Source organism: Paludisphaera soli (assembly GCF_011064595.1).
Taxonomy (GTDB): domain Bacteria; phylum Planctomycetota; class Planctomycetia; order Isosphaerales; family Isosphaeraceae; genus Paludisphaera; species Paludisphaera soli.
The window spans coordinates 265,114-291,044 of record NZ_JAALJI010000007.1 but is presented as its reverse complement, the minus strand read 5'-3'; the positions used below and the strand labels follow the sequence as shown (position 1 = coordinate 291,044).

Genomic DNA, 25,931 nt, shown 5'->3' with positions numbered 1-25,931 from the left:
TCATCCCTGATGATCGCCGGGGCCGCCGGGTTTCGGCTTCCTAGGCGGGGCCTTCCTGGGCGGTTTCTGTTCCTTCTCCAGACGCTTGACCTCCTCGACCACCCGGTCGAAGTCGCTGGTGGGCTGGGTGGCCTCCACCTGGCGGCGTTGGGCCTCGAACTTGTCGAACTCCCGGTGGGCGTGCTCCTCGGCGAGCTGGTGGGTGACCTTGCCGAAGTGGGTGAGGATGTTCCGCTCGTTGAACTGGAGGAAGCCGTCGAGCTTCCGCACCCAGTCGGCCATGTGCATCGTCTGGCGACGTTGGGCCTGGTCCTCGGCGTAGTCGAGGTACATGGTGACGACCCGGTTGAGGGCGGCCATCTCGTCCTCGGTCAGGTAGTTCTTGGCGATGCCCACGTCGCCCTTGCGGATCTTGCCCTTCGGGCCGTTCTTCCAGGTCATCAGTCCCATGTTGGGCTTGGCGGCGTCGGCCCTCTTGTGGACGACCTCGGCGGCGGTGTGGCCGTGGATCGCCCAGTGCAGCTTGTTCTGCACGGTGGCGTAGAAGGACTTCGTGATCTCGGCGTTCTTGTCGTAGTCGATGCTGGTGGCGTAGATGTCGGTGATCTTCTGGTAGAACCGCCGCTCCGAGGCCCGGATGTCCCGGATGCGGGCCAGCAGTTCCTCGAAGTAGTCGCCGATCGGCGAGTCGCCCGCCTTGAGCCGCTCGTCGTCCAGGACGAAGCCCTTGACCAGCAGCTCCCGGAGCTGCGCCGTGGCCCACTGGCGGAACTGCGTCCCTCTGATCGAGCGGACCCGATAGCCGACCGCCAGGATGGCGTCGAGGTTGTAATGGTCGATCGCTCGACGCACCTGCCGCCCGCCCTCGGTCTGAACTGTCAAGTATTGCTTGACAGTTGCCTCGGGGCGAAGTTCGCCCTCTTCGTAAATGTTTTGCAGGTGGAGGCTTATATTCTGTTTGGTGGTCTGGAACAGCTCCGCTATCCCGGCTTGCGGCAACCAAACCGTCCCCTCCTGGATTCGCACCGACAGCCGCACCCGCCCATCCTCGCTCGCATAGAGGAGGAACTCGCCGCCCGGAACCGCCAGTTCGTCGCTCATGTCGCCCTCGATGTTAGACCGTCAGCGGCTCGCCTGCGTCGATGTCGAGGTGTTCCACGTCCAACTGGCCGGTGATCAGTTTGGGGAGGAGGAGGTCACGGGTTTTGCGCAGCAGTTCGTTCCGCTGGAGAAGACAAGCAATCTGCTTGTCGATCGCTTCAAAGCAGGGATTTACAAGAACCCGAACCGCCTGATCTGCTACAAGAATCATCATTCCACGCAAATCTTTTAAGTTGAGGTGTGCAACCGTAGCACCGGAGGATACCGCCGCAAACGCATTCTGGCTCACATCACTGAGCAAGATGCGAAGCAGGTAATGCGGGCTAATCGTCTCCCGCCTCGCTTGAACAAGAACAGTCCTTTGTCCGAGACACGGTGTGAGCCTCGACGGGATGATGGCTACATTGCCCACCGGTGCTTCCCGAGCGAGGATGAGATCGCCTTCTTGGGGGATTGCCCGTCTTGTCCACAACGCATAGGTTTCACTCGAAACCCGCCGAACTTCCGAGAGTAAGAAGTAGCCCTTCCCGATATTCGGCGTCCGTATGCAGGGGTTCCCGTCAGACTGAGTGGGAGCGGTCTTATGCTCGCTATCGACGATTCCGGAACAAACCTCGTCGAGACGGTGAACGTGCCACCCCTGCGGGATGTCGCCCAGGGGGGAGGGGACGAGCGGGACGTTCTCGTGGCCGGGGAAGCGGAAGCGGACGAACCACTCCCGGTACAGGGCTTGGGCCATCTCCTCCAGAACGGCGATGCGGCGGGTGTTGTTCTCGATCAGGTCGTCGTAGGCTGACAAAAGACTGGCAATCTTACGTTGGACAGGGAGTGTTGGATAAAGAACCGGAAGACCATGTATGTGATTTCTATTGAGGGTAGGGTTGGAAGCACCGCAATCGTATTGCTCGAACCCCATCGTCTTCAGGAAGTAGTAGGCGAATTGTGGATCGTTATCGTGGAAATCCTTCACCCAGAGTGTCGTATCATGGGGCCAGAAGTCCGAATGTACGAGAAACACCGTGCCGAGCGTTCCCTTGCGTCCGATGACGATTCCTGGTCCTTTCACCATGAACTGATCGTGGGTACTATTTGGACCCGAGGAGGAAACCACTGGATATGGTCCCTCTTGTTGTTGCTTCTTCGTGATGTCGAAGCCACGCTGAAAAGTTAGTTGCTCGCCTAGCGTAGTCGCTCGCCATATAGCTGGAATCGTCACGACACGGCCTCCAGCAACTTCGCCATATTCTCGGCGATCCGCTCCTCCAGCTCCCTCGCCTCGCTGTTGAGTACCTCCAGCTCCTCGTGGAGTTCCTCCAGCCGCTCGGCGAAGTCGAAGTCCTCCTCGCCCTTGTCGGCCACGCCGACGTAACGCCCTGGGTTCAGGCTCCAGCCCTGGGCCTCGATCTCGGCGAGGGTCGCCACCTTGCAGAGGCCCGGCACGTCGGCGTACTCCAACGTCGGGAAGGTCGCCTTCAGGTCCGGGTCGGGCCCCGGATGGTCGGGGTCGTCACCGGCGACGAACTCCGGCTCCTCGCCCCGGTAGAGCCGGGCGATGTTGGCGAGGTACTCGATCTGCCTCGGGCTGAACTTGCGGTGCGCCCGGTCCACCTGGCGGAAGACGTGGCGGGCGTCCAGGAACAGCACCGTGTCCTTGCGGGGCGTGGCCGACTTGCCCCGGTCGAGGAACCAGAGCGTGCAGGGGAGCGTCACGGTGTAGAAGAAGTTCGGGCCGATGGAGACCATCACGTCCACGGCGTGCCGCTGGAGCAACTGCCTGCGGATCTCCAGCTCCGACCCTCGGGCGTCGGCGGCCGAGTTCGCCATGACGAAGCCCGCCCGGCCCCTGGCGTTCAGGGCCGAGTAGAACAACTGAATCCAGAGGTAGTTGGCGTTATCGACCTTCGGCATGCCGAGGGGGAACCGGGCCTTGTCGTCCTTGATCTTCTCCTTGTCCACCTTGTCCACGTTGAACGGCGGGTTCGCCATCACGAAGTCGAACTTGCCGGCGCACTTGTGGAGGTCTTCGTAGTAGCTGTTCCCGAGGAGGATCTCGCCCGAGATCCCATGCACGCCCAGGTTCATCAGGGCGATGTCTCGGGTCTCCTCCACCCGCTCCTGCCCGAAGACGCTGATCTCGACGCTGGGGTTCTTGCGGTGGGCCTTCACGAAGTCGGCGGACTGGACGAACATCCCGCCCGACCCCGACGCCGGGTCGAAGATGCGGCCGTGGTACGGCTCGATGACCTGGACGATCAATTGGACTAACGAGGTGGGCGTGAAGAACTCGCCCCCCTTCTGCCCCTCGGCACGGGCGAAGTTCCCCAGGAAGTACTCGTAGATCCTCCCGAACACATCCCCCTCGGGGTCGATCGTGATCTGGGAGAACGTCTTCAGCAGCGAGACGAGGGTGGAGTTCTCGATCTTGGTGTAGGTCTTGGGCAGCACGCCCTTGAGATCCTCGTTCTCCGCCTCGATGGCCTTCATCGCTCGGGTGATGGCCTTGTCCACCGTGACCAGCTCGCCGTCCTCGGTGGCCCCGCCCTCCGGGATGTTCAGCAGGTAGGAGAACCGGGCCTTGGGCGGCAGGTAGACGACCCCCTTCGCCTGGTAGTCCTCCTTGCCGATCGCCCGCCGCCCCGACCCCTTGCCCGCCAGTTCCTTCTCGGCGACGGCGAACTTCTGGTCGGCGTACCGGAGGAAGATCAGCCCCAGCACCGGGACCGAGTACTCCGAAGACTTCAACTTCGAGTTCGCCCGCAGCTCATCCGCCGACGACCAGAGCCGCTTCTCGATCTCGCTCTTCGTGTTCGCCATCGTCTCTGGGGTTCCATCGCCGAGGCGTGCGAGGACGCCGTGGTGGTCGTCGTAGCCCAGCAGGAGCCACGTCATCGTGTCCCAATCGCCCACACTGTCACGTCTACTTCGTGGCCGAGGATGCCGGCCGGCACCACTTGGTTGGTTGCGTGGAGATCCACACCTAGTTTAGCTCGCCTCCTGATGGTGAGCAAGTATCCACAGCCCGGCATGATGCTCACCATGGCTCGGCTCGACCAGGCCGGCTATGCACGCCAGTTGTTAGAAATTAAGAGATCGCAGTAATGTTTAAGACAAGAAAATCAGTTTCAACGACTTGTGAAATGAGTGCGACGACAAGGCAAGGATCTGGCCGGCACCAAAGAACATCCAACAATCCGAAGAGATCAACAAGGAATATGATTGAAACAAGAGGCTGATGATAGGCAACCTCCAAAGTCTCTGCCTGTAAGATTGCGTCACGCTCGGCCTCCTTCAAGTCTTCCCCGTCGGCATCCCGACGGTGGGTGCGGCCCGCTCTTCGCACGTCCCCTGCCTCCCCGACGTGATCGGGTGGGTCTGAAGATCTTGAACTCATTAATGCCGGGGGCTCGCCCTTCCGGGTCAATCGTAGCGGAAGCCGAGGGCTCCCTCGATCCGCTCTGGGTCGCCAGACAGCTTCCGCTCGTGCTCGTCGAACAGGAACCGATGGGCACGGCCCCCGAGCCGGTAAGCCTCGATCAACTCCTCCCGCCAGTCGGCGACCGGGGCGTCGTCGCCGTGCAGGATCAGCACCGTCCGCCCCGGTCGGGTGACCCGCCCCCTCGGCAGGCCGGTATAGCGGTCGATCAGCCGCCGACGCAGCGTCCCGGCATCTTGACCCCAGGCTGCGGCGAGGCGATCAACGAGGGTGGGCCAGAGATCGACGTGGCCGACCTCGGGATCGAAGCCCAGATCGTGACACGTCAGCACGGTCCAGGTCGTCCCGCAACCCGTCGGCGTCGGGAACCAGTAATAACCGCCCACCAGCGACTTCGGTCGTGGATCGGGCATCGCACCTCAAGCTCGAAGGGGGCCGGGACCGCCTTTACTAACTCCACCGCCGGTGTCAGTCCCCCTGGCCCCGGCTATCAATACCGAACACCCTCGACCCCCAACACCTCGATCACAAGGGCTCCGAGGGCACTCTCCCCCCCGGGGCCGGGCCCCCTCTCCACACGTTAATAGCCGACCGCCAGCCTGGCGGTGACCATCGCCTTGGCCTCCCGACACCGACGTGTCCGGTCAGTTGATAACCGACCCCGACCGACCCGGAGGCGTGACATGGTCAGCCAGCAGCAGCTCCGTCAGTCCATCACCGAGCAGATCGTCGCCGCCCTGGAGTCCGGCAGCACGCCGCCATGGCGACGGCCCTGGAAGGTCGGCCCCAACGCCGGCTCCCCCGCCAACGTGGTGAGCAGGAAGCCGTACCGGGGGATCAACCCGATCCTCCTGGACATGGCGGCGGCTCGCCACGGCCTCACCTCGAAGTGGTGGGGCACGTTCAACCAGTGGCGGAGCCTCGGCGGCCGGGTCATGCCCCGCCCGTCGCACGTCCACTCCGGCAAGTGAGGCACGCAGATCGTCTTCTGGAGCCCGGTCACCAAGGCCGTGACCAACGACCGGGGCGAGGACGAGGAGGACCGCTTCTTCGTCATGCGGACCTTCACCGTCTTCAACGTCGATCAGGCGGAGGGCGACCACCTCGATCACCTCCGGGCCGGGGGAGGAGAGAACGACACCGCCGGTGAGGTCGTCATCGACTACGAGCCCGCCGAAGCGGCCATCGCCGCCACCGGCATCACCGTCCGCCACGGCGGGGCGGCGTTTTATTCGCCGAGTGAAGATTTCGTCCAGGTGCCGCCCAAGGCGTCGTTCACCGAGCCGGACGAGTACTACGAGACGGTCTTCCACGAACTCGTCCACGCCACCGAGCACCCGAGCCGGCTCGACTGGAACCGCAAGGAGGCGAAGAACACCTACGCCCTGGGGGAACTCGTGGCCGAGATCGGGGCGTGCTACCTGGCCCGAGAGCTGGGCGTGCCGGCCTCCGAGAACCTGACGAACCACGTCCCCTACCTGGGGCACTGGCTCAAAGCGATGAGGAACGACCGCCGTTTCATCTTCGTCGCCTCGTCGCAAGCGTCGAAGGCCGTCGATTTCCTTCTCGCCTACAGCCGCCCCCAGGCCGTCGAGGCGGACGAGGCCGAGGCGCTCGTGGTCGGATAAACGGCCCCGTGGGCGGCGGGACGAACGCCGCCGTCCGACACCATAGGAGTGGGTGTTGATGACAACAACCATTCCGATGGAGGCTGCAATGCTCACGATCGGCGAGATGACCCTTGAGGTCGCCGCAACGCAGGCGGCGGGCAACTGGCGGCGGTTCAGCTGCTTCTGCTGGGGCCGGAACCACGACCTCGACGACCCCGGCGACTGGGCCATCATCTACACCCACAACCGGGACAGCGGGCTGCTCGACCTGTCCAACGCCCAAGCCGTTGCCAAGGCCATTTGGCCTTTCACGGAGGACGACGACCCCGACGTGGTTATGGAGAGCCATGGCCACTGGGCGGTCGGCCACGTGGACGGCTTCTCCATCCGGGTGTATCGGGACGGCGAGATCACCGACGCCTTCCGCACCTATCACGATCTCGTCGAGCGGCTGGCCGAGTACCCGATCCTAGATGAAGAGGACTACGGCCGCCGGGAATACGAGGCCACCCTGGAGAACATCGCCGACTCCGCCTGGCGGCTCAAGGGCGGGTACGACCTGCCCGAGGGATGGGAGGGCGACGTGCACTCCTGGCTCTCGGAGCACCGCCAGCGGGCCGTCGAGAACCTGGCCGACCAGGGCGGCTACCCGGAAGAGGACGACCTCCATAACGCCTTCGAGGCCCTCGACTGCGAGCGGCTCGAAGACTGACGAGGATCGACACCGGCAGAGGGGGCAAGGAGGCCTCGCCATGCCGATCTACCTGACGGGCTACATCGACGAGCATACCGACCGCTGGAAGCACTACCACGACGACCTCCTCCCGCTGGGCATGATCGTCCAGCCCAAGACCTACCGTGAGGGCTATCTGGGCCGGGCCGGTCTCTACGGCTGGGTGGCGATCGACAACGGCCGATTCACCGAGGCCGGACGCCGGCTCTTCGAGCCACGGGAGTACGACAGGCTCATCGGCGAGCGACTGGAGCGGGCGGGCGACCACCTCCTCTTCGCCACGGCCCCCGACGAGCCGTTCGACTGGGCCGAGACCCTGCGGCTCTCCCGCCCGTGGTTGCGGCGGATTCGCCGACTGGGCTGCCCGGCGGCCCTTTGCGCCCAGGAGGGGATGACGCCTGGGAACATCCCCTGGGACGAGTTCGACTGCCTCTTCGTCGGCGGGCGGGACGGCTTCAAGGAGGGGCCGGTCGTGCGGGAAGCCTGCCGGGAGGCCCGGCGTCGGGGCAAGTGGGTCCACATGGGCCGGGTCAACGCCCTACGCCGGCTCCTGGTCGCCCTGGACTTCGGCGTGGACAGCGTGGACGGGACGTACCTGCTGCACGAGGCCCGGAAAGGACGAGCCGACGAAGCCCCGCACGATGTCGTCGGGTGGTTGCGGCAGATCCACGCCGAGCGGCGGAGGAGGTTCCGGCGTGACCTGGTCCGGCTCGGCGTGGAGGGCGAGCGGATCGAGGCCCTCATGGAACAGCTCCGGTGACACCTTTGGGGGCGGTGCGGACATCATCGACACCTGGGAGAGCGAGAGATGGACGAGACCCCCGAGGGATGGGTCGAACGCCTGTTCGAGTTCGAGTACTGCCCGGAGTGCGGCGGGGACGCCGGGGACCACGAGGTCTGCCTGGTCCCCGGCATCGGGAACTACTTCGCCCGCTGCCTGCGGGGGCGGGAGTCGCCGGACCACGGCGAATACGCTGCTCCTCTCAAGGGGCCGACCGACATGGGGATCGACACCGGCGGGGTGGGCATGACCAACCCTCACACCGGTGGAGAACGCCCGATGAAGATCACGGCCTCGTGCAAGTTCGGCGACCACGACATCAAGGACATCCCCGTGCTGAACCCCGGCGGCTGGTTCGGCAAGGCTTGGTTGATCGAGATCGGCGGCGGCTACACGCCGCTGTTCCTGGTCGTCGAGGCCGATTCCGTGACCGACGCCATCGACGAGTTGAGCGACGACCCGACCTTCGGGCCGCAGGTCCACGTCTCGGACGAAGACCTCGGCGACTATCCCGAGAACGAGCGTCGGTACGACGGCTCAGGCCGGGTGATCGACCTGGACTGGGTGGCGGTCCATGGGCGGGAGGGGTGCGACCTCCCGTACTCGATCGAGTACCACGTCGGGGACGAGCCCGTGGCCTTCGACCCCCGACGCTTCGCCGCCTGGCAGCACAACTGACTCCGGGCGAGGACGCATAGCGACACCACCGGGAGGGGCGTTGACCAGAAACGTCCCCTTCGGAGGCCCCCCATGAGCGACCTGACCGCCCGCATCCGTGAAGTCCGCACCTCCGTCCGCCCCCGCCCGACCTTCACGCTGGAGATGGGCCGGGGCGAGACCTACCGCCACTCCAGGCCGGTGCTCTACGCCCACTCGACCCACGGGCGAGGCTCGGTCCTCTCCGGTCAACCCCGGCGGCTCTTCGTCGAGGGATGGGACACGTGGGAGGAGGCCCGTGCCGCCCTCGCCGAGGTCCGCAAGGCCGACCGCACGTTCCGGTTCGAGGACTTCGGCCGGGGCGGCGGGACGAGCTACATCCCGTCCTCCGTGCTGACCCGCCACCTGCCCGACGACGAGGGCTGACACCGCCGGGGAGGTCGCCGGGGAGACGACAGCCCCGGCGATCACCCTGGGAGCCCGAGCGATGGAGCCGATCGCCCACTGCAAAGCTTGCGTCAGGCCCCTGCACGAGGGGGACGACCACCACTTCGACCCGGACGGGATCGTCTGGGTCTGCCGGGCGTGCGTCGAGGCGGAGGAGGACCGGCTCCGGGAGGAGTTCGGCTGGATCGGGGCCTGGAAGGGCGAGGCGGTCCCCAAGGGCGACTCGCCCGAGTACCCAGGTCGGGAAGTCTGCCGAGACGAACACGAGGAATCCCCGCCGTTCTAACACCGGCGGGTCGGTCGGCGAGTGCAAAAGTCGGACGACGAGGAAGAGCGACCCATGAACGGCGACGGACCGTTGCGGACCCATCCCGCCCGACGCCCTCCGCTCCGCCGCCACCGCAACCGGGAGCGGCGGACCCGACGCCGCCGACGTGCGACCCGATGACGAATGACACCGCCGGACACGACGCAGGGCGAACCAACCAGAACTTCCAGCAGGAGCGAGCGACATGGCGTTCACCGCAGAGACCGGCGACCACAAGGTCACCCGCAGCGACATCTTCCTGGTCGATCCCAGGGCGTTGGTCGTGGACTGGACGAAGAACCTGAGCCGCAACGGCGAGGAGCCGCCCGTCGACGAGGCGCTGATCGACCTGGCGAAGGACATGTTGCCCCGGAAGGGCCAGGGGGACGCCGAGGACGGCTCCTCGGGCCAGCTGAACCCGATTCTGACCCGACCTCTGCCCGATCGACGCCTCGAAGTCATCGGCGGCTTCCGCCGCATGCGGGCGGCCTTGCGGCTGATCGAGTCGAAAACGTGCCCGGACTTCAAAATCAAGTACACAGTCTCCCGCCTCTCAGACGCCGAGGCGGCTTTGGTCAACCTGTCCGAGAACCTCCAGCGGGAGGATCCTCGACCGGTCCAGCTGGCCCATGCGATCCGCAGCCTGACCGAAGATTACGGGCTGACGATGAGGCAGGTCGCCGGTCGGCTCAAGCGGTCGGAGGCGTGGTGCGGCAACCTCGTGAACCTCGTGGTGCTGCCCACGGCGATCCAGGAGAGCGTGGCCGCCGGGCGGACGCCCGTCTCGGCCGCCCTGGAGCTGGCGAAGCTGCCCGGCGACCAGCGGATCAAGGTCTTCGAGTCCCTCGCCGAGCAGGGTACTAAGATCACCGCCGCCGGGGTCAAGGCGAGGCGTCGAGAGGCCCACGAGGTGACCGGCGACGGCGGCCCGGTGCCCCGGACGATCAAGCAGGTCCGGGCGTTCTTCGAAGGCAAAACCGGACCCGCCGACCCAGGCCACAGGCTCGCCATGTACCTGCTCGATTACATCGCCGGGAAGCGATCGGACGAGGCCATGGAGAAGTACTGGGACCGGGCGTTCGACCCCGCCGGGTCTCGCACCGTGGGCTGACACCGCCGGTCCTCCCGTCGAGACCACCAACCCTTCGACGGGAGGACCGCCATGAAGACCCACGCCAGGCCATCGAGCCGGACGATCCCCGCTCTCCATCTCCAACACGCCGACATCCTCGGCGGGATGTCGGTCGAACCGCCCGTCGGACGAGGGCGTCCGGCACCGGCCCGGCCCATCGCCATTCGTCCCTGCGACGGCTGCGGCGATCCCGATCCCGCCGTGGACCTCTGGGCCGAGCAGCACGAGACGGGCGAGCAGCTCTGGCTCTGCCTCGCCTGCGGCGACTGACGCAAACGGCCCCCGCCCCGAGCCGGTCATCCCATCGGCACGGGGCGACACCATCGGGCGGGCCGTCGGCGAATTTCAACCTCATGCGGAGAGTAGACATGACGCACACGACCACGGCGGCGAAGTTCCACCCCGGCCGGATCGTCGCCACGCCCGGAGCCCTGGAGGCGATCCGGGCGAGCGGCCAGAACCCCGAGACCTTCCTCGCCGCCCACCTGGACGGCTACTGGGGCGGCGACCTCTGCGACGAGGACCGCCTCCTGAACGACGAGGCGTTGAGCGACGGCTCCCGCATCCTCTCCGCCTACCGGACGCTCCGGGGCGAGCGGATATGGGTGATCACCGAGGCCGTCGGCGACGACGGGCGAAGGGCCTCGACTACTCTTCTGTTGGCATCGGAGTATTGACGACCCTACCCATTCTTGTACTCGATCGAGGACCGACCATGGGATTGACGGCACGAGAGCGGATTGCGTTAGGCGACCGGATCATGCCCGAGTTCTTCATCCTGTTGATCCTGTTCCTGATGTTCGTCGGCTGCTGACGAGACGGAGATGGCGGGGCCGTCGGGACGACCCGGCGGCTCCGTCGACGCCGGCGTGCCGGTCGTGGAGGAGGTGGAGTCCACCCGACAGGTCGTCGGAGCAAGAAGGCGGAGTGGAGTCGACGGCTGACACCCGGGGAGGTCGTGTTGCGAAAGGTTCCGGCCATCAATTCCAGGAGAAAAGTGCAAAAGTCGGTCCCCCACCCCCGGCAGGTGGAGCAAGACCGAGGGGGTGTTTCATTATTTGTGCGAATCAATTCGACGGTATATCCCCGTACGCTCGAAACCCATCCCGCAAAGTCGGAGTCCCGGAATACGCCGCCGTCCGAAAAACGCCCATGGCGAGTGTTCAAGGCCATGAAGATCGTCCGGGCCGTCGGCTTGCGTGTCTCCGCTCCTCGGGTGGGGGACGACGCCATCTCCGTCAGGCGGCCAGGAGCCGGATCGACTGCTCGAAGTCGGGGATGAGGCGGGCCACCTCCTCGGGCGAGAGACGCCAGGGCTTGACCTCGGCGGCCTCCACGGGCCTGATCTTCCGGTCGTCAGCGACCGGATTGAGGGACTGGATGACTTGCCGCAGGGTGTGGTGGTCGGGAGGGAGCTGAACGAAGGATATTGTCATGCTGGCATAATCTTTCGTCTCGACGCCTTCGTCGAAGCGACCAGAGGCCGGGAGGGGAGATTGAGCTGTTCCTACCAAGGGTGCTTCTCCTCTTCCCCTCCCATGAACACCGTCTGCGACCACCGCCGCACCACGCTGATCCCCCTCGGATTCGTCGCCTGCCTCTTCCCACTTTTCCCAGTCGAGCATGTCCATCAACGACTCACCGGCCTTCCACTTGCACGCCCGGCCTTTCTGCCTCTTGCCTGCCTCGTCGATCATTGGGACGACGTAGGTCTTGTCCTCCCAGTCGAGCAGTCCCAGGTCGGACAGGTAGTCCCGGATGGCCTTGAAGCGGTGGCAGTCGAACGACCGCCCGAGATCCCCCGCCTCGTACAGCCCCGACCACAGCCCCTCGAACCTCTTCACCGGCAGCGTGCCGTCTGCGTTCATCCGGTTCGTGAAGAACTTCAGGAGGAGCAGGAAGGCGGCCACGTCCTCGGTCGTGACGACCGACCGGCTCGATGTCTTCAAAACGTGCGACTTTATCAGGGTCGTGGCCACCCTCCGATAGTGGCCGTCCACGGAAAGTTGGGCCAGCTCCTCCTCATCGATCAGCTTCCCGCCGATCGACCCCGAGACCTTCGGCCTCGACGGAGAGGACTCGACCTGGGCGGCGATCGTCTCGGTGGAGGCGACCTCCGGCGTCAGCGAGCGGAGGGTGGTGGTCAGTCTCCTGATCCCGAACTCATTCAGGACCGTCGTCCGCTTCCACTCGTCGAAGCGAGCGACCTGGCGGGGGATCTTGGCCAAGATGCCCGCCGTGTAGTTCGAGATCCGGCCGTCGTCGCCCCACGAGATGACCGGGGGCAGGCCCTTGATCTCGCACAACTCGATGTCGAAGCCCTGGGCGAGCAGGTGGGCGTTCAGGCAACGTTCCAGGGCTTTGAGGCGTCCCTTGACGGGCTCGGCCGCCTGGTCGAACGTGTCGAGGATGAAGTAGCCGTGGCGACCTCGCCCGTTCGTGGACGGCTCGTGGTAGAGGTCCGGGAAGAAGTTCGCCTCCAGGTACTCGGCGGCCTCGAAGGCACCGTCCGGGGAGCCGGAGGCGTGGCAGTCGATGTCGATGTTGACGAGGGTGTAACGATCCCTCGTCGAGCCATTCCCCGTGTAATAGTGGGTCTTCCGGTTGTTCCAGTGGTCGTCCAGCATCGGGTTGGACAACCGCTCGATGCGGTGCCAGTCCCCGAGGCGGAGGGCGTCGATGATCTCAGCGTTGGTGTTGCAGTGGACGGGCCTGGCGGAGACCTGCATCTCGGGACCGATCCTCGTCAACTTCACCCCGAAGTCGAGTGTGGAGATCAGGCCCCGCAGCCATGTGGTCGGCTTCCTCTTGTTTCGGAGGGCCTGGAGAGTGACCGGCTTCCGCTTTCGGGGCTTCACCCGCCGGATCTCGGCCTGGTGTGCATTTATAAAGTTGGACAACTTGGATTCCTTCCGGGCCGGGGGCGGGCCTGCCAGCCCTCCCCGGCCATTCCTTACTCTTCCTGCCGAACGTAGGCCGCCATCAGCTCCCTCAGCACCTCCGAGACGGACTTGTACCGGTCCCGGCAACGCCGCTCGAAGGCGGCGAAGAGGGAGGGCTGCAAGACGAAGACGACCTGCTTGCTGAGACGCTCGGCGTCGGGATTGGGCTGACGTGACATTACTATATGATAGTGTTAATAGGCTGAGTTTCCACGGGTTGCCTGGTCATCAAGGTGGATTGTGAGCTGCGACGGTTTTGCGAACCGACAGGTGTCCGAGACTCAACTTTCGGTCCGAAAGTTACACCCTATCCACCTGAGAAGAGGGTTTTGGGCCGAAATTCGGCCTAGGGTAGAGGACTCCGGCGAGGCCGAATTGCTCAAATGCGCAAGTCGTGAAGGAATCCTTGAAACTCAATATTAACTTCTTGAATGGCAGTCTCACCTTTGCCATAATCCAACCCGTGTGGTGGGCGACGTGGCCCGCACCGAGAAGGGCGAATCGAGACGACTGCCAAGGAGGGCAGCATGTTAGTTAATGAGACCAACATCATCACGTGGGAGCGGCATGAGGCCCACGGATTCCCACACTTCCGCAGCCGGGGCACCGCCTCTCGCTGGGAACTCAGGTACGACGGGGATGGCTGGTGCCTCTCGCAGGACGGCGATCTGCTGGAGTGGTACGGCGTCTTGGACGAGGCGATGGCGTTGGTCGCCGAGGAGGAGGCTCGGCTCGGAGGGACTGGACATGCTGATGGCATGGACCGGTACGGGATTGCGAACCCCGAGCAAGACCTTGCAGGGGCTCGGGTGATCACGCTCCTGGAGAACAATGATGCCGACCTGGAGATTTGGAACGGGGACCGCTTCGAGTTGCGATTCCTAGATAAACCCAGCACCGGAGCGACCTTGGACGTCGGGTATTACCCCGGATCGTGGCCCTGGTTCGGCTGTTTCTCGACGCCGACGGGAGAGGACATGGCGACGGTGAATAACCTCATTGAGGAGGGGGGATGGCAGGTCATACGCATGAGCGACAGGTGGGGGCAAGAGATCCCCCCTTGTCAGGAGCAGTTGTCTCGACCGATACCGCCCTTGGCGGGGACGGGCAAAGTCGCCCTTGAAGTGGACCGCCGAGGAGGAGGCTCGGTTTCGGGGGCCGGGCCACGGGGCTGCGATGACCAGGGCGACCGCACGACGGAGGGCCTCATGGATGGTTTTCACTCGGAGGGCAAGGTCATGGAAGACGACGTGAAGGAGGCGGAGCGGCACCAGGCCGGATTGATCGCCACCGAGAACATTAGCGAGGAGGAGCGAGCCTTCTTCACGGGTTGGCAACCCGTGGCTCAGTTTAAGGGAAAGGACGTGGAGGATTCGGCTCGGCTCCGTAGAGCGATTCGGGCTGCTCCCAAACGCTGCTGGTTCAACGCCCGACGGGTCGTGCAAAAGTTGGACGACTACGCCGACGCCCTCTACATTGAGGGGATCGCCTGCCTGAACGGTTTCACTCCTATGGAGCACGGCTGGGTCGTCCGCCAAGATGGCAGCCTCATCGATCCCACGCTCCCCGCAGCCAGCGGGGTCTACTTTCCCGGCCTGGAGTTCCGGGGCCGGGCGGGGATCGAGGAGTTCCTCGCCACGCCTCGTGGGAGAGAGTACCGCCGGTTTCCATTCTTCTACGCATTCGGCTGGGGCGGAGAACACAGCCCCGGCATGCGGCGGGCCTGGGAGCACGGCAACGCCTATCTGCGTGAACTCTACCCGGAGGCGTTCGAGGTCGCCGAATGATCGACCCCATCCTGACCGGCGGCGAGTACCTGGGGATCGTCCGGGACACGCTGCCCGGAGCCCTCGACGCCGTGCGGCCCGACCTCGTGGTCTACAACGCCGGCTCGGACCCCTTCGTCGGCGACCCGCTGGCCCGCTATCGACTGACGGCGGGCGACCTCGCCCAGCGTGACCTGCTCGTCGTCGACATGGTCCGGAAGCGGGGCGTCCCGCTGGCGATGGTCCTCTCGGGCGGCTACTCGCCCGTGTCGTGGAAGATCCACGCCGACGCCGTCGAGGGCGTCCTGGCGAGGTTCGACCGGGAGTGACGACGAGGAGCCCCGGCCTTCATCATGCAAGCGAGATCTGGGGGCAGGGCTCGAACCTGCGTCCAGTCGGTCCAGAGCCGACCGCTCTACCTCTGAGCTACCCCAGAATCGTCTCGTCGAACGGACGGCCCGCCGACGACCTGCGTCCGGCGGGAGGTCCGGGGGCAGGGCTCGAACCTGCGTCCAGTCGGGTGGGAGCCGACCGCTCTACCGCTGAGCTACCCCGGACGGGGGACTATAGATCGGTCAGGTGGATCTCGACCCCCTTCCCCGAGAAGACGCCCATCCTGCGGAGCGCCAGGGCGAGCCCCGGATGGCCGACTGTCACGCCGTGGACCAGCTCCGGCGTCGGGCGAAAGGCGTGGACCTTGCGGTCGCCGGGCCGGGGGGCCGACCAGCCCGCCTTCAACGGGTCCACGCCATGCCGGCGACAAACGTCCTCCACGAGCTTCCTCGGACAATCGAACGCACCGGAGAGCACCTCCCAGGGGAGCGGCAGGTCGTTCCAGACCTGCGTGTCGGGGTCGAGGCCGCCGCCGACCGACCGGTGCCAGGCCGCCACGTCGGCGGCCATCAGTCGCAGCACCTTGCCGGGGCAGAGCCCCTCCACCACTTCGTCCATGTCGAGGGCGTGCAGCAGGGCGATCCACGAGTCCCTCGCCTTGTTCCAGGCCCCGGCCGTGGCGTTCCAGGTCGAGGAGTCGTTCCCCTTCTTCACGATCATGGTCCGGCGGTCGATGTTGCTACTATTCCACACCCCCTTCAGCAGAGATGCGATCCGGTCGAGGATGCCGTACCAGCGGCCCAACAGCTCGCCCTTGCGAGCGTCGTCGAGGCGGTCGAGGACTTCTCGGTCCGGAAACGCATGGGCGATCGCCCACCAGTTCGTCGAGGCCGAGGCCCGGCAGCGCCGGAACAGCAGGTCGCAGACCTGGTCGAACGGGCGCTGCTGGCCGGCGATGGTGAACTCGCTGCGGAGGTTGCAGCGGGCCGTGAAGTAGGCGACGAAGCAGGCGGCGTTGCGGTCCCTGGAGAACTCCTCCCAGGTCAACGTGGAGGCCAGCCGGCTCTTGCCGATCAGGGTGAACTCCCGCTTCTCGACTTCCCTCGCCAGGCGGTCCCGCTTCCGCTCCATCCGGGCGGCGAGGCGGAATCGCTTGTTGTACTGCCGCTTCGGGATCTCCAGGCCGGCCGACTTGCGGGTCTGGCGGTCGAGGCGGTCGTACTTGAAGTCGCCACGCCCGAACGCCTTGCCGATCGTCGCCCCGGCCCGGACGAGGTAATCCTTGACGCCCTCCAGGTCCGTCCCCGAGGGCCGATCGCCGACGTGGAAGATCGACTCGGCCGTGTCGAGCTGCCGGTCCATGCCGACCGGGCGGCGGAAGTCGTCCGCCATCGAGGAGAAGCCGTAGCCCCACCATCCCCGCTTCAACGAGCCGCCGGCGACCTTCTGGAGCGTGCGAAGCTCCTTGGGGGCGAGGTCGTCGAGTTCGCCGACGATCAGCTCAGCCACGTCCTCGGGCCGCCGGCGGCGGTCGAGCGACTCGAACAGCTCCCTCAGTCGATCCTTTTCGTCCACGTCCAACCCTCCCCGCACATCGGCCCACGTCGGGCGTGTGTGGCATGACGGACATCGCAGACGCCCGCCCGGTTCGCACTCCGGCACAGGTTCGTCCCTCGCCGATCTTCGAGGGAAGGGGACCCTCCGACGTGGAGCGTTACAAGGCGGCGTGTCGTCCTCACCACGGCTTCAATCCCAGTCGTAGGTGGCCCGGCAACGGCCGCACGCAAGGCAGCGGTAGACATACAAGCTGGAGCTCCCCTCATCGAATTCCTCGTACCCCCAGGACCTCGCCTCGTCTTCCGGGGCGAACAACGCCTGGTAGAATGCGTCAGGGTCGTCCGGTCGGAGAGACTCCATGGCGTTTCTCCAGCCTCCCAGGTACGCCATCGGCCGGCTGCAGCAGAACAGCCAGCGTTCGTCCTGCCAGGAATGGAAGCCGGGCGTTCGCAGCAATTCCCAGAGGTGGACGCTCGGGATCCGAGCCCCGGACCAGTCCTCGGCCGGGTCGATCGCCACGACCTCGAATTGTTCGGTCCGCAAGCCTGGGACGCCGTTGGTGACGCCCTCGAAGGCCTGCTCCCAGGAAACCACGCCGAACTCGGTGCCCTGGGTGATCGCCCCCTTCCCGGCCCGGAGGCAGTCGTAGCAGGCGAGGAGTTGCTTCTTCGCCACGAGCGACTCAGGGAAGACGATCAAGCCCCCGCACGATCGGCATGGGACGTCGCCCCGGTCGTCCGCCGGGAGGCCGTTCTCGGCGCCGCAGGCCGGACACGGCAGGATCAGGGCGTCGCCGACGCCCAGCTCGAAGCAATGCCGGTCCCCTCGTTTGCATAAGCGACAGGTCGCCAGGCCGGCGTAGCCGCTCGCTTCGTGCGTCGGGGCTTCGAACAGCGGGAACGGGATGCCGAGGTCGGCGAAGGTCGCCATGGGCAGGCTCCGTCAGAGCGGTCCTTGGGGCCGGGGAAAACGGGGCACCGCTATCGAGGGATTCGGATCAGCCTTCCCCCACCCTCGCCGAGGGCCGCCCAAAGGGCCTGGCGGGACGGCTCCATGGCCAGGGACACGACCGGTGCCACGGGATGGACCCGGACCTTCCTCGCCAACCGGCCATCGCCGACTCGGTAGAACAGCACGAGTCCCTCGGTCGCCCCGCAGGCCAGCGTCTCGTCGTCCACGAATTGGACTTCGGTAAGGAAGCCCATCCCGTGGCCGGCTTCGGCGAGCGTCCGATCGTCGCCGGTCGCCTTCGCATCGACCGAGGCCGTCCATCGGAGCGTCCAGGTGCCGACATCGTACAGCGCCACGTCGCCTCTCCATCCCGCCGGGCGTGGTGAGTTGCGCCTCGTACCGTGCCTCGATGTTTCGAATAGGGCGAGATGCCGGCCATCGGGGCTGAACGCCAAGTGGGCCAACGTGTCCACGAACCGCCCGGCGGGCGTCCGGAAGTCGGACCTTTCGAGTTCCGCCACCGGGATCAATCGCCCGGACTCGATCCGGTCGATCCTAACGTGCCCGCCGCCCTGGAACGAGCAGGCGGCGGCGACCAGGAGCGACGACGGGTGGAACCGCACGCAAAGGGTCTGCTCGCCCCCGTTCACCGTGGCGACGACCTTCCCGGTGGCCCGGTCGATCAAGTGGACCTGCTCGCAGGGGTCGGCGACGGCGAGCCAGCAACCGTCCGGGGCGAGGTCGAGGGCCTGCAAACCTCCCCGACCCTCCATAGGACAGGGCAGCTCGAAGACGACCCGGAGGTCGTCCCAGCGCCGCATCTCGATCGTCGACTCGGGTGTCGTGACGGCGAACACATCGCCTTGCGGAGCCACGGCGATGTCGGCGAACCAGGCATGATGGGACCGGAGCCCGGCCACGACATGGGGAGACTCGCCGAGCGACCAGCGATGCAGTGTCGCCTCGTCGGCGACCGTGACCGCCTCGAACCGCAACGGGTGCGTCCTGACCCTCGTCAGGCCGAGCGACCTCGCAGCCGGCGGCTCGGTGGTCGACCGATCCTCCCCGGCCGACTCGCCCTGGGCAACCTCCAGCAGCTTCGCCGTCGCCTCATGGCCGTTCGATCGAGCCTCGTGTCGAGGCGTCTGGCCGCCCTTGTTCCGCTCGGCGGGGTCGGCTCCGGCCCCGAGCAGCAGCTCCACGACCTCGGCCCAGCCCCGCCAGGCGGCCGAATGGAGCGGGGTGCGGCCCTGGCCGTCCTTCCGATTGGCCCATGCACCCGCCCGGAGGAGCAGCCGGGCGGCCTCGACATGTCCTTGCTGTGCGGCCCAGTGCAGGGGCGTCGACCCGTCCCTGGAGGGGCCGTCCACCCGGGCCCCGGACTCGATCAGCAGTCCGGCCACGTCGGCGTGCCCGGACTGTGCGGCCCAGTGCAGGGGCGTCCGATCGCTCCAGTCCCTGGCCTCGATGTCGGCCCCGTGGTCGATGAGGGCCCTCGCCACACCGGCGTTGGCGGCAAAGTGCAGGGGCGAGTCCTCCCGTTCGGGTCGGCGAGCGTCGACGTTCGCCCCCCGGCGGATCAGCGCCAGGACGATTTCGGGCAGGCCCCGCTCGGCCGCTCGGTGCAGAGGCGTGCCGCCCATCCAACCCGGATGTTCGACCGCCCAACCGGCGTCGAGGGCCGTCTCGACCTCTTCGATGGTCTCGGCCTTGTGCAAGGGCGTATCGTCCATCGAGCCCCCTCCGGACGCCCATCCCAACCGACTCGTCAGTGATCGCAAATCCCCAGAGATCCGACGGAGGACGGCCGACGGCGAACATAGGAAGAGATGCGACCGGCGGTCGAACCATCCGGGCCACCAACCATGACAAGCCATTATGAACCTCCGCCGTCCGGCCGAAAATCGCTGGCCCATCGATGATCGCCCGCACTCCCGGCCAATCTACATCAACCTTCCGATGACAGGCAGCCCCCAGCTTCGCCGCCGTCGGCGACGACGCCGTGGGCCTCGGCGAGGGTGGGCGGTTCGAGCTTCTCGGCGAGGCGGCGGATCACTCGCTCGGGAACCGGGTTCGACCGGCGGGCGTTGTGGGCGAGGATCTCGGGCAGGGGCGGCTCGATGTAGACGATCTCGATCCGTGCGCCGTAGCCGGCGAACAGGTCGATCCAGGCCCGGCGGGTCTGGCGGAGCAGGTTCGTGGCGTTGAAGGCGAACGACCGGGCCGCCCGCAGGTGTTCTCGGCAGCGGTTCCGGGCCGCCTGGATCACGGCCCCCTGGTCATCGGTCGCCTCGACGTTCATCTCGCCCCGCAGGTCGTCGAGCGACACGACGGGCAGGCTGGGGCGACGGGCGGCGAGCCAAGAGTCCTTGCCGGCGGCGGGGAGGCCCCAGAGCATCGTCACGGTGCAGCGGAAGTCCTCGTGCGGGACGTAGTGCAGGCTCGGCCGCTCCTGACGATGGAACAGGAACCGGGCGTGGTCGTTGGCGAACGGGTACGGGCTGTCGAAGCAGCCGACCTCCTCGGCGGCCAGGCGGAAGAGGTGCAGGTTCTCCTCCGGGCGGGTCGTCTCGGCGGTGGTGCGGCCCCGGGTGTCGGCCAGGGCGAAGAGATGCAGGAGGCGGTTGCCGACAAGCCAGGAGACTTTGGCGACCTCGTGCGACGGTTCGGGCTTCTCCAGCAGGAACGCCGGGCGGCCGTGGAAGCGGACCATCCGGGCGACCTCCTCACGGGTCGCCAGGTCGCAGCCCAGATCCCGCAGGACCGACCGGGCCAGGTGCTCCCCCTTCACGGCGTGCTTGGGCGACCTGACCCGCCCCGTCGTCGGATCGACCTGCGACGTGACCGGCTTGCCGGCGTCGTGCAGGAGCGCCGTGAAGAGCAGGACGATCCGCTCGTGGTCGCCCAGCGAGGGCCACTCCTCCAACAGGGGCAACTGGCCGCAGACCATCTTGGTGTGGGTCCACACGTCGCCCTCGGCGTGCCAGCCCCGGTCCTGGACGCAAATGGCCATCGCCCGAGCCCACGGCCGCTCGGCGGCCCACGCCAGGATCTCGTCTTGCGAAGCTGTTTTGATCTCACGCCAGTTCATGACCAGATGTCCGCCGAGTCGTCCAGGCGGTTGGGGACCATCGCCCGGTGCTGCCAATGTTCGCTTTGCTTGATCTTCTCGACGAACTCCGGCCGCACGAATTTCGCCCGGCCCGTGACGACGCCCCCGGCCTCGGTTCGCAGGTAGAGCCCCTCCATGAGGGCGTCGGTGCGGCCGGTGAGCGGGTTCTCGAACTCGGCGTCGAATCGGGACGGTCCGATCAACGCCGAGAGCCGGTCTCGATCGATAGCCCCTCGATGGACCACCGGAACGGTCGAGAGTCCGGTCCCTCCCAGCAGCGTCAGCCGACGTTCCAGGTCCAGGAACGCCCCGGCCGGCTTGTCGTACACGTCGAACTCGAAAAAGTAGTGCGGCAGGCGTTTGTAAGAAACCGAGTGCTTTGCATAAACCCACTCGCCGAAGAGGATGTAGCGGTCCTCCAGCATCGTTTCCAAAACGTGTCGCTTCACGGCGGTCCACTGCTTGAGCAGGTCGTACTGCGGGTGCATCCCCTCCGTGATCAGGTGCCCCCGAGACTGGAGGATCATCGCCCCGTCGGCCGAGAAATGGAGGCCGACGTTGGTGCCGTCGAGCTTCTCCTCGACGATCAGCGAGCCGTCGGCGAGGAACCGGGCCGACCCGGCGTCGTCCAAGTGCTTGTCGTCGTCGGTCCCCCTGGAGCCGAAGAGGTGGGGCGTCCTCGGGTACTTCACGAACTCGCCGTAGGACCGCCCCATGACCGCCGCCCCGATTCACGAACCGTTCCGTCGCAGGCCCGATCGGGCGTAGACATGGCCGCCGGCCCGGAGGTTCACGACACGGCCGATGAACGTCGTCATCTCGCCCGCCCGATCATTCGATGCCGCAACGGTGCGGACTCGTCGACGCATAGGTCGGAGAAACGGAAGACCTCGACGGGCCCGCCCCGGACGGTCTCCTCGGTGATCGTGTAACTCACCCAAGGCTCGGGGTCGTACAGGACCGGCTCCAGCACACGCTCGACGATCGCCCGCAGCCCACGAGCGCCGGTCCCCCGCTGATGGGCCAGCTCGGCGACCGCCCGGATCGCCCCCGTCGTGAAGTCCAGGCGGGCCTTGCGGTACATGAGGAGCTTGCGGTACTGCCCGATCAGCGCATCCTGCGGCCCCCGGAGAATCCGCACGAGGTCGTCCACGCCCAGGGCGTCGAGCGTGGCGATCACGGGCAGCCGCCCGATCAGCTCGGGGATCAGGCCGAAGCCTTCCACATCCTCGGGCAGGACGTGGCGAAGCGGATTCGTCGCCTCGTCGTCGACGGTCGAGCCCGCCTGATCGAAGCCGAACGCCCTCCGCCCGAGCCGGCGGGCGACGAAGTCCTCCAGGCCGACGAACGCCCCGCCGCAGATGAAGAGCACCTGGCTGGTATCGAAAGGGACGCAGGTCTCCCCGGCCATCTTGTAGCCCCCGCCGGGCGGCACGTTGGCGACGGTGCCCTCGATCAGCTTCAAGAGGGCGTGCTGGACCCCCAGCCGAAGATCCTTCGTGCCGAGAGCACGGCCTCCGCCGAGCTTGTCGACCTCGTCGATGTAGACGATCCCCTTTTGGGCTTCGGCGACATCCCCTCCGGCGGCGACGAGCAGCTTGTGGAGGATCGATTCAACGTCCTCGCCGACGTACCCGGCCTCGGTCAGCGTGGTGGCGTCGGCGACGACGAACGGCAGGTCCAGGCACTCGGCCAAAGCTCGGGCCAGATGGGTCTTCCCCGACCCCGACGGGCCGATCAACAGGACGTTCGACTTCTCGATCGTGACTTGGCGCAGGCAGGCGTCCGTGACGGTCGGGGCGGCGGACTCCCGGTCGAGCACGTCCAACAGGCGGACGTAATGGTTGGCGACGGCCACGGCGAGCGTCCGCTTCGCCCGGTCTTGGCCGACGACGGTGCGGTCCAAATGTTCGACGATCCTGCGGGGCGTAGGCAGGGCGGCGGCGATGCTGCACGGATGGGACATTCGGCTCGACTCCGAAGAAGGGACGATCGCCGCCCCCGAAGCGGCGGGCGGTCCCGTTCCCCGATGGTGTCGATCCGCTGCTCGGCGAAGCTCCCGGCCTCGGACTCTCACGCCACCGGCTCGCCCGACCGGCTCATCCTCGGCGGCTCAGCGTCGAGGTCCATCAGCGTCTGCATAATACGAGTCCACGGCGGGCTGACCCGTATAGTTCGGCCCGGCCCGGTCGTCGGCACCCACGTACCGGTAGGGCAGATCCACGTCCCTGCGGCCCCGGCAGGCCACCAGCCTTCGCTTGCGATCGTACTCCAGGCCGGCCCGCCGCAGGTCGGTGGCGAGTCGTCGCACCGTCGATCCGCCGTCGGCGATCTTCAAATTCTGCAGATCGAGGCTCGCCACGAAGAGTCCGTCCTCGGCGAGCCAGGAGGCGGCACGGGCGATCAGGCCGAGCTTGTCGCCGACGTAGTGCAGGCCGTGGACGCAGGTGATCAGGTCGAACGGACGCTCGGGTCGCCAGTTGCTCAGCGATGCCTCGACGAGCCGAAGGGATGTCGGGTCCGCATCATGACGATCGAACATCCCGACCAGATCGACGCCGACGATCTCCACGTCCAGCCCCTCGGAGCGGGCGGTCCTCGCCGCTTGGATCAAGGCCCGGCCGGTCCCGCAGCACAGGTCGAGCCAGGCGGCGGGCCTGCCTGGATCGACACGCCCTTTCAGGAGATCGAGCGGGTCGAAGCCGACTTCCTTGTCGTAGCCGTTGGAGCCGGTGAGGCTCCGCTCCCGGTTCATCCGGCAGTTGGCGACGACAGCCGACCGCTCCAATTGCTCGTCTGCGAGGAGGTCCATGGTCAGTAGTCGTACCGGCCCATCTCCCGGTAGACGGTCATCGGCGAGACGCCGCATGCCTTGGCGATCGTCGGGGCCTTCTTCCCCTCGGCAATCATAGCCCGCACCTTCTCCCGGACGGCCACGGGCAAGTACTGCTTATGCTCCTCGGTCGGATCGTCCGGGGCGGCGGCGAAGACCGGGGTGAAGTGGGCGAGCAACCTCCGCACCGCCTCGTGGAGGCGACCGAACGGGCGGTTGCCGTAGCATTCGAGCAGGTTGTCGCCGTGGTAAGGCTGGCCGTGGGCCAGGCAGATGGATGCCAGTTCGTCGCTCTCTTTATGCCGCAACAAGTCCGGCAGGGTGTCCCGCAGCGTCCCGAAGGGCAGGATCGGGAATTCGGGATCGGACTTCCGCACCCGGTCCAGCAGTCCATTCCAGGTGTTCGCAAATTTGTACTGGGCGTTCGTCGCATGCTCCCTGTACCAGGGCATCCCCCGCTCGGAGATCAGCAGGATGTCAGATCCGATCCGCTTGGAACGCTCCAGCCCCCAGCGGAGCATGCGGACCGTCTCGGGCCACAAGATCCATTCGCCGAAGACCCCGGTCTTGGGCCTCAGGAACCGGATGAAGCCGTCCCGGCTCGTGGACTTGAAATGGAGCCGCTCGGCATACTCATGCTCGTGGTCGAGCAGGATGTCCTGGGCCGTCAGGCGGCCGAGTTCGGCTGCCCCCATGGCGCAATTCAGGCCGACGTAGAGCACGAGCCTTTCGATCGGCGTGGCGTGCTTGTTGATGACCGCCAACTGATCGGGGGAGTACACCACCTTGCTGATGACGGCCTTCCTGCGATCGGCGTCGGACTTGGGGATCTTCCGCTTGATGCCCTCCAACCCCCTCGGCATCCGCCAGTGGAACTTGTCGGCCGTGTCGAGCCAGCGGAAGAACCGCATCAGCTCGCCGACGTGATGGCGGGCGTTGTCCCGGCTCGTCGCCCCCCTCGCCCCGATCGGTCTGGTGCGCCAGTGGGCGACCATCACCGAGCAGCGGTCACGGTCGAGCGAGTGGAGCGGCACATCCTCGTGCTCCCGCTTGAACCGCTTGATGCGTGCCAGGCGGAGCCGGCCGTAGGGGCTCAGGTTCCCGGAGCCGTCTCGTGTGTTGGCCGCCGGCACGTCGTGGGAGGCGTAGGCGTCGAGGGCCTCGTGCAGCGAGCCGGGGATGAGGTTCTCGGGCAGCGAACGCTTCGACGGCAAGGCCCCGAGGCCACGCAACTCCCCCTCCAGCTCCCGGATCGAGGCCGCCACCAAGCCGTCCCGGTTTCGGCGGACGGATTGGGCGTAGAGGTCGGGGTCGGACGGCACCACGTCGAGCGACGGGAAACGGTCCCGCTCGACCTGGATGACCTGGGCGTAATCGGTCAGCGGGTCGAAGATGCACTCCTCGGCGTGGGGAGGAGGGAAGGCGACCTGACGCCGGCCCTTGGCCAACTCCTCGGCGAACGACAACGCCAGCGGGGTCCACACATCCTCTTTGATGAACCGGCAGTTGTCGTCGTAAAGCTCCTTAATGCGAGCGAGCCTCTTCTCGGCCTCTCGCTTATCTGTCCCTAGGTTGAACCGGTGCTGCCGTTTCTTCCCATCCTCTCCAATCTTCCAGCCGAGGTAGGGGCGGTAGCGACCTTGGGGATCGGGGCTGAGGTCACGGTTGCGGCGGGCCATGAGGGTGACTCCCCGGTGGAAGCTTGTCCACGGAAGGCATCATCCTAACGGCCTGTATCTGACACGTCCAGGGTGTTATCTGACACGTTATCTGACACGAGGGCCACGCCGTAAGTCGTTAAATGACCATGAATTCGACGCAAACCCAATGAGAAAGCCCACTTGGGATTGCTCCCAAGTGGGCTTTCAGTGGAGGCGGCGGGAATTGCACCCGCGTCCCGAGAAGCTTCGGCGAGGGCCTCTACGTGCGTAGCCGATCTTTTGATTGTCGACGTCAGGGCCCCGGTCGGCAGGGTCCCTTTCGGCTTAGCTCGTCATGAATTTAGCCTCGGCCTCAACAAGCGGTTTGGCCTAGGCGATCCCGAATTGGCGTCCCTGGGCGGGTCTCTCGGGAGAAGACTCGTCGCAGGGCCGTTGCTGTTTTTTAGGCAGCGAGACGGAGACCAACAGTGTTGTTGGCAACTAAATTTTGGTCGGCTTTTAACGAGGCCCGCTGACCAACCTCGGCACGCCACCGTTCCCCTTGGACATCCGGTCGATCCTGGTTCGCCCCCTTT

Annotated in this window: 26 protein-coding genes, 2 tRNA genes and 1 other RNA gene; 12 read left to right on the top strand and 17 right to left on the bottom strand. The window is 66.1% G+C overall.

Annotated features, from left to right (window positions below):
* The 4 genes from G6O68_RS12195 to G6O68_RS12180 form a co-directional block, all read right to left on the bottom strand.
* On the bottom strand, positions 1-1,101 hold the full coding sequence (locus G6O68_RS12195; RefSeq protein ID WP_165248030.1) for a virulence RhuM family protein: 1,101 nt from the start codon (positions 1,099-1,101) through the stop codon (positions 1-3).
* 13 nt (positions 1,102-1,114) lie between these two features.
* Complete coding sequence (locus G6O68_RS12190; RefSeq protein ID WP_165248027.1) at positions 1,115-2,317, bottom strand: restriction endonuclease subunit S; 1,203 nt, start codon at positions 2,315-2,317, stop codon at positions 1,115-1,117.
* Positions 2,314-3,915: a type I restriction-modification system subunit M gene (locus tag G6O68_RS12185; RefSeq protein WP_165248129.1), complete on the bottom strand. Its 1,602-nt coding sequence runs from the start codon at positions 3,913-3,915 to the stop codon at positions 2,314-2,316. The genes G6O68_RS12190 and G6O68_RS12185 overlap by 4 nt, the downstream gene beginning before the upstream one ends.
* 603 nt (positions 3,916-4,518) lie before the next feature.
* Positions 4,519-4,947 (bottom strand): hypothetical protein, encoded by a 429-nt coding sequence (locus G6O68_RS12180; RefSeq protein WP_165248024.1) that lies wholly within the window; start codon positions 4,945-4,947, stop codon positions 4,519-4,521.
* Positions 4,948-5,217: 270 nt separating this feature from the next.
* Between G6O68_RS12180 and G6O68_RS12175 the strand changes: the two genes are divergently transcribed.
* The 10 genes from G6O68_RS12175 to G6O68_RS12130 all read left to right on the top strand — a co-directional run bounded on the left by G6O68_RS12175 (position 5,218) and on the right by G6O68_RS12130 (position 10,878).
* Complete coding sequence (locus G6O68_RS12175) at positions 5,218-5,505, top strand: ArdC family protein (RefSeq protein ID WP_165248020.1); 288 nt, start codon at positions 5,218-5,220, stop codon at positions 5,503-5,505.
* A gap of 39 nt (positions 5,506-5,544) precedes the next feature.
* Positions 5,545-6,162, top strand: a complete 618-nt coding sequence (locus G6O68_RS12170) for a zincin-like metallopeptidase domain-containing protein (RefSeq protein WP_165248018.1) — start codon at positions 5,545-5,547, stop codon at positions 6,160-6,162.
* Between the two features lie 58 nt (positions 6,163-6,220).
* Positions 6,221-6,856: a hypothetical protein gene (locus G6O68_RS12165; RefSeq protein WP_206108079.1), complete on the top strand. Its 636-nt coding sequence runs from the start codon at positions 6,221-6,223 to the stop codon at positions 6,854-6,856.
* A 40-nt stretch (positions 6,857-6,896) separates the two neighbouring features.
* Positions 6,897-7,637, top strand: coding sequence for a hypothetical protein (locus G6O68_RS12160; RefSeq protein ID WP_165248016.1), 741 nt, complete (start codon positions 6,897-6,899; stop codon positions 7,635-7,637).
* A gap of 48 nt (positions 7,638-7,685) precedes the next feature.
* The gene (locus G6O68_RS12155; RefSeq protein WP_165248014.1) at positions 7,686-8,336 is read left to right on the top strand and encodes a hypothetical protein; all 651 of its coding nucleotides are present in this window, start codon (positions 7,686-7,688) and stop codon (positions 8,334-8,336) included.
* A gap of 72 nt (positions 8,337-8,408) precedes the next feature.
* Positions 8,409-8,741 carry a hypothetical protein gene (locus G6O68_RS12150; RefSeq protein WP_165248012.1) on the top strand — a complete coding sequence of 111 codons (333 nt, stop codon included), beginning with the start codon at positions 8,409-8,411 and terminating at the stop codon, positions 8,739-8,741.
* Positions 8,742-8,802: 61 nt separating this feature from the next.
* On the top strand, positions 8,803-9,048 hold the full coding sequence (locus tag G6O68_RS12145; protein WP_165248010.1) for a hypothetical protein: 246 nt from the start codon (positions 8,803-8,805) through the stop codon (positions 9,046-9,048).
* Positions 9,049-9,274: 226 nt separating this feature from the next.
* Complete coding sequence (locus G6O68_RS12140; RefSeq protein WP_165248008.1) at positions 9,275-10,180, top strand: ParB/RepB/Spo0J family partition protein; 906 nt, start codon at positions 9,275-9,277, stop codon at positions 10,178-10,180.
* 51 nt (positions 10,181-10,231) lie between these two features.
* Positions 10,232-10,471: a hypothetical protein gene (locus tag G6O68_RS12135; protein WP_165248006.1), complete on the top strand. Its 240-nt coding sequence runs from the start codon at positions 10,232-10,234 to the stop codon at positions 10,469-10,471.
* Positions 10,472-10,569: 98 nt separating this feature from the next.
* Positions 10,570-10,878: a hypothetical protein gene (locus G6O68_RS12130; protein ID WP_165248004.1), complete on the top strand. Its 309-nt coding sequence runs from the start codon at positions 10,570-10,572 to the stop codon at positions 10,876-10,878.
* 561 nt (positions 10,879-11,439) lie between these two features.
* On the opposite strand, the gene G6O68_RS12125 is transcribed toward G6O68_RS12130, so the two are convergent.
* On the bottom strand, positions 11,440-13,101 hold the full coding sequence (locus G6O68_RS12125; protein ID WP_165248002.1) for a hypothetical protein: 1,662 nt from the start codon (positions 13,099-13,101) through the stop codon (positions 11,440-11,442).
* A gap of 53 nt (positions 13,102-13,154) precedes the next feature.
* Positions 13,155-13,322 (bottom strand): hypothetical protein, encoded by a 168-nt coding sequence (locus G6O68_RS12120; protein WP_165248000.1) that lies wholly within the window; start codon positions 13,320-13,322, stop codon positions 13,155-13,157.
* A 348-nt stretch (positions 13,323-13,670) separates the two neighbouring features.
* On the opposite strand from G6O68_RS12120, the gene G6O68_RS12115 reads away from it, so the two are divergent.
* Both G6O68_RS12115 and G6O68_RS12110 read left to right on the top strand, forming a co-directional pair.
* A complete protein-coding gene (locus G6O68_RS12115; protein WP_165247998.1) occupies positions 13,671-14,930 on the top strand; it encodes a hypothetical protein in 1,260 nt (419 codons plus the stop codon).
* Positions 14,927-15,238 carry a hypothetical protein gene (locus tag G6O68_RS12110; RefSeq protein WP_165247996.1) on the top strand — a complete coding sequence of 104 codons (312 nt, stop codon included), beginning with the start codon at positions 14,927-14,929 and terminating at the stop codon, positions 15,236-15,238. The genes G6O68_RS12115 and G6O68_RS12110 overlap by 4 nt, the downstream gene beginning before the upstream one ends.
* Before the next feature lie 35 nt (positions 15,239-15,273).
* Here G6O68_RS12110 and G6O68_RS12105 read toward each other — a convergent pair.
* The 11 genes from G6O68_RS12105 to ssrA form a co-directional block, all read right to left on the bottom strand.
* A tRNA-Gln gene (locus tag G6O68_RS12105) sits at positions 15,274-15,345 on the bottom strand.
* A 49-nt stretch (positions 15,346-15,394) separates the two neighbouring features.
* Positions 15,395-15,466: transfer RNA gene (locus tag G6O68_RS12100), tRNA-Gly, on the bottom strand.
* Positions 15,467-15,473: 7 nt separating this feature from the next.
* Positions 15,474-16,817, bottom strand: a complete 1,344-nt coding sequence (locus G6O68_RS12095; RefSeq protein ID WP_206108078.1) for a hypothetical protein — start codon at positions 16,815-16,817, stop codon at positions 15,474-15,476.
* A gap of 171 nt (positions 16,818-16,988) precedes the next feature.
* A complete protein-coding gene (locus tag G6O68_RS12090; RefSeq protein WP_165247994.1) occupies positions 16,989-17,729 on the bottom strand; it encodes a CbrC family protein in 741 nt (246 codons plus the stop codon).
* A gap of 50 nt (positions 17,730-17,779) precedes the next feature.
* Positions 17,780-19,483 (bottom strand): ankyrin repeat domain-containing protein, encoded by a 1,704-nt coding sequence (locus G6O68_RS12085; RefSeq protein ID WP_165247992.1) that lies wholly within the window; start codon positions 19,481-19,483, stop codon positions 17,780-17,782.
* Between the two features lie 215 nt (positions 19,484-19,698).
* On the bottom strand, positions 19,699-20,841 hold the full coding sequence (locus tag G6O68_RS12080; RefSeq protein ID WP_165247990.1) for an AAA family ATPase: 1,143 nt from the start codon (positions 20,839-20,841) through the stop codon (positions 19,699-19,701).
* Positions 20,838-21,578, bottom strand: a complete 741-nt coding sequence (locus G6O68_RS12075; RefSeq protein ID WP_165247988.1) for an RNA ligase family protein — start codon at positions 21,576-21,578, stop codon at positions 20,838-20,840. The genes G6O68_RS12080 and G6O68_RS12075 overlap by 4 nt, the downstream gene beginning before the upstream one ends.
* 98 nt (positions 21,579-21,676) lie before the next feature.
* Entirely contained in the window at positions 21,677-22,828 is a 1,152-nt protein-coding gene (gene clpX / locus G6O68_RS12070) for an ATP-dependent Clp protease ATP-binding subunit ClpX (RefSeq protein WP_165247986.1), read from the bottom strand.
* Between the two features lie 147 nt (positions 22,829-22,975).
* Positions 22,976-23,674, bottom strand: coding sequence for a class I SAM-dependent methyltransferase (locus G6O68_RS12065; protein ID WP_165247984.1), 699 nt, complete (start codon positions 23,672-23,674; stop codon positions 22,976-22,978).
* A 2-nt stretch (positions 23,675-23,676) separates the two neighbouring features.
* Positions 23,677-25,374: a hypothetical protein gene (locus G6O68_RS12060; RefSeq protein WP_165247982.1), complete on the bottom strand. Its 1,698-nt coding sequence runs from the start codon at positions 25,372-25,374 to the stop codon at positions 23,677-23,679.
* Between the two features lie 187 nt (positions 25,375-25,561).
* Positions 25,562-25,928, bottom strand: a transfer-messenger RNA (tmRNA) gene (gene ssrA / locus G6O68_RS12055).
* Positions 25,929-25,931: the final 3 nt, after the last annotated feature.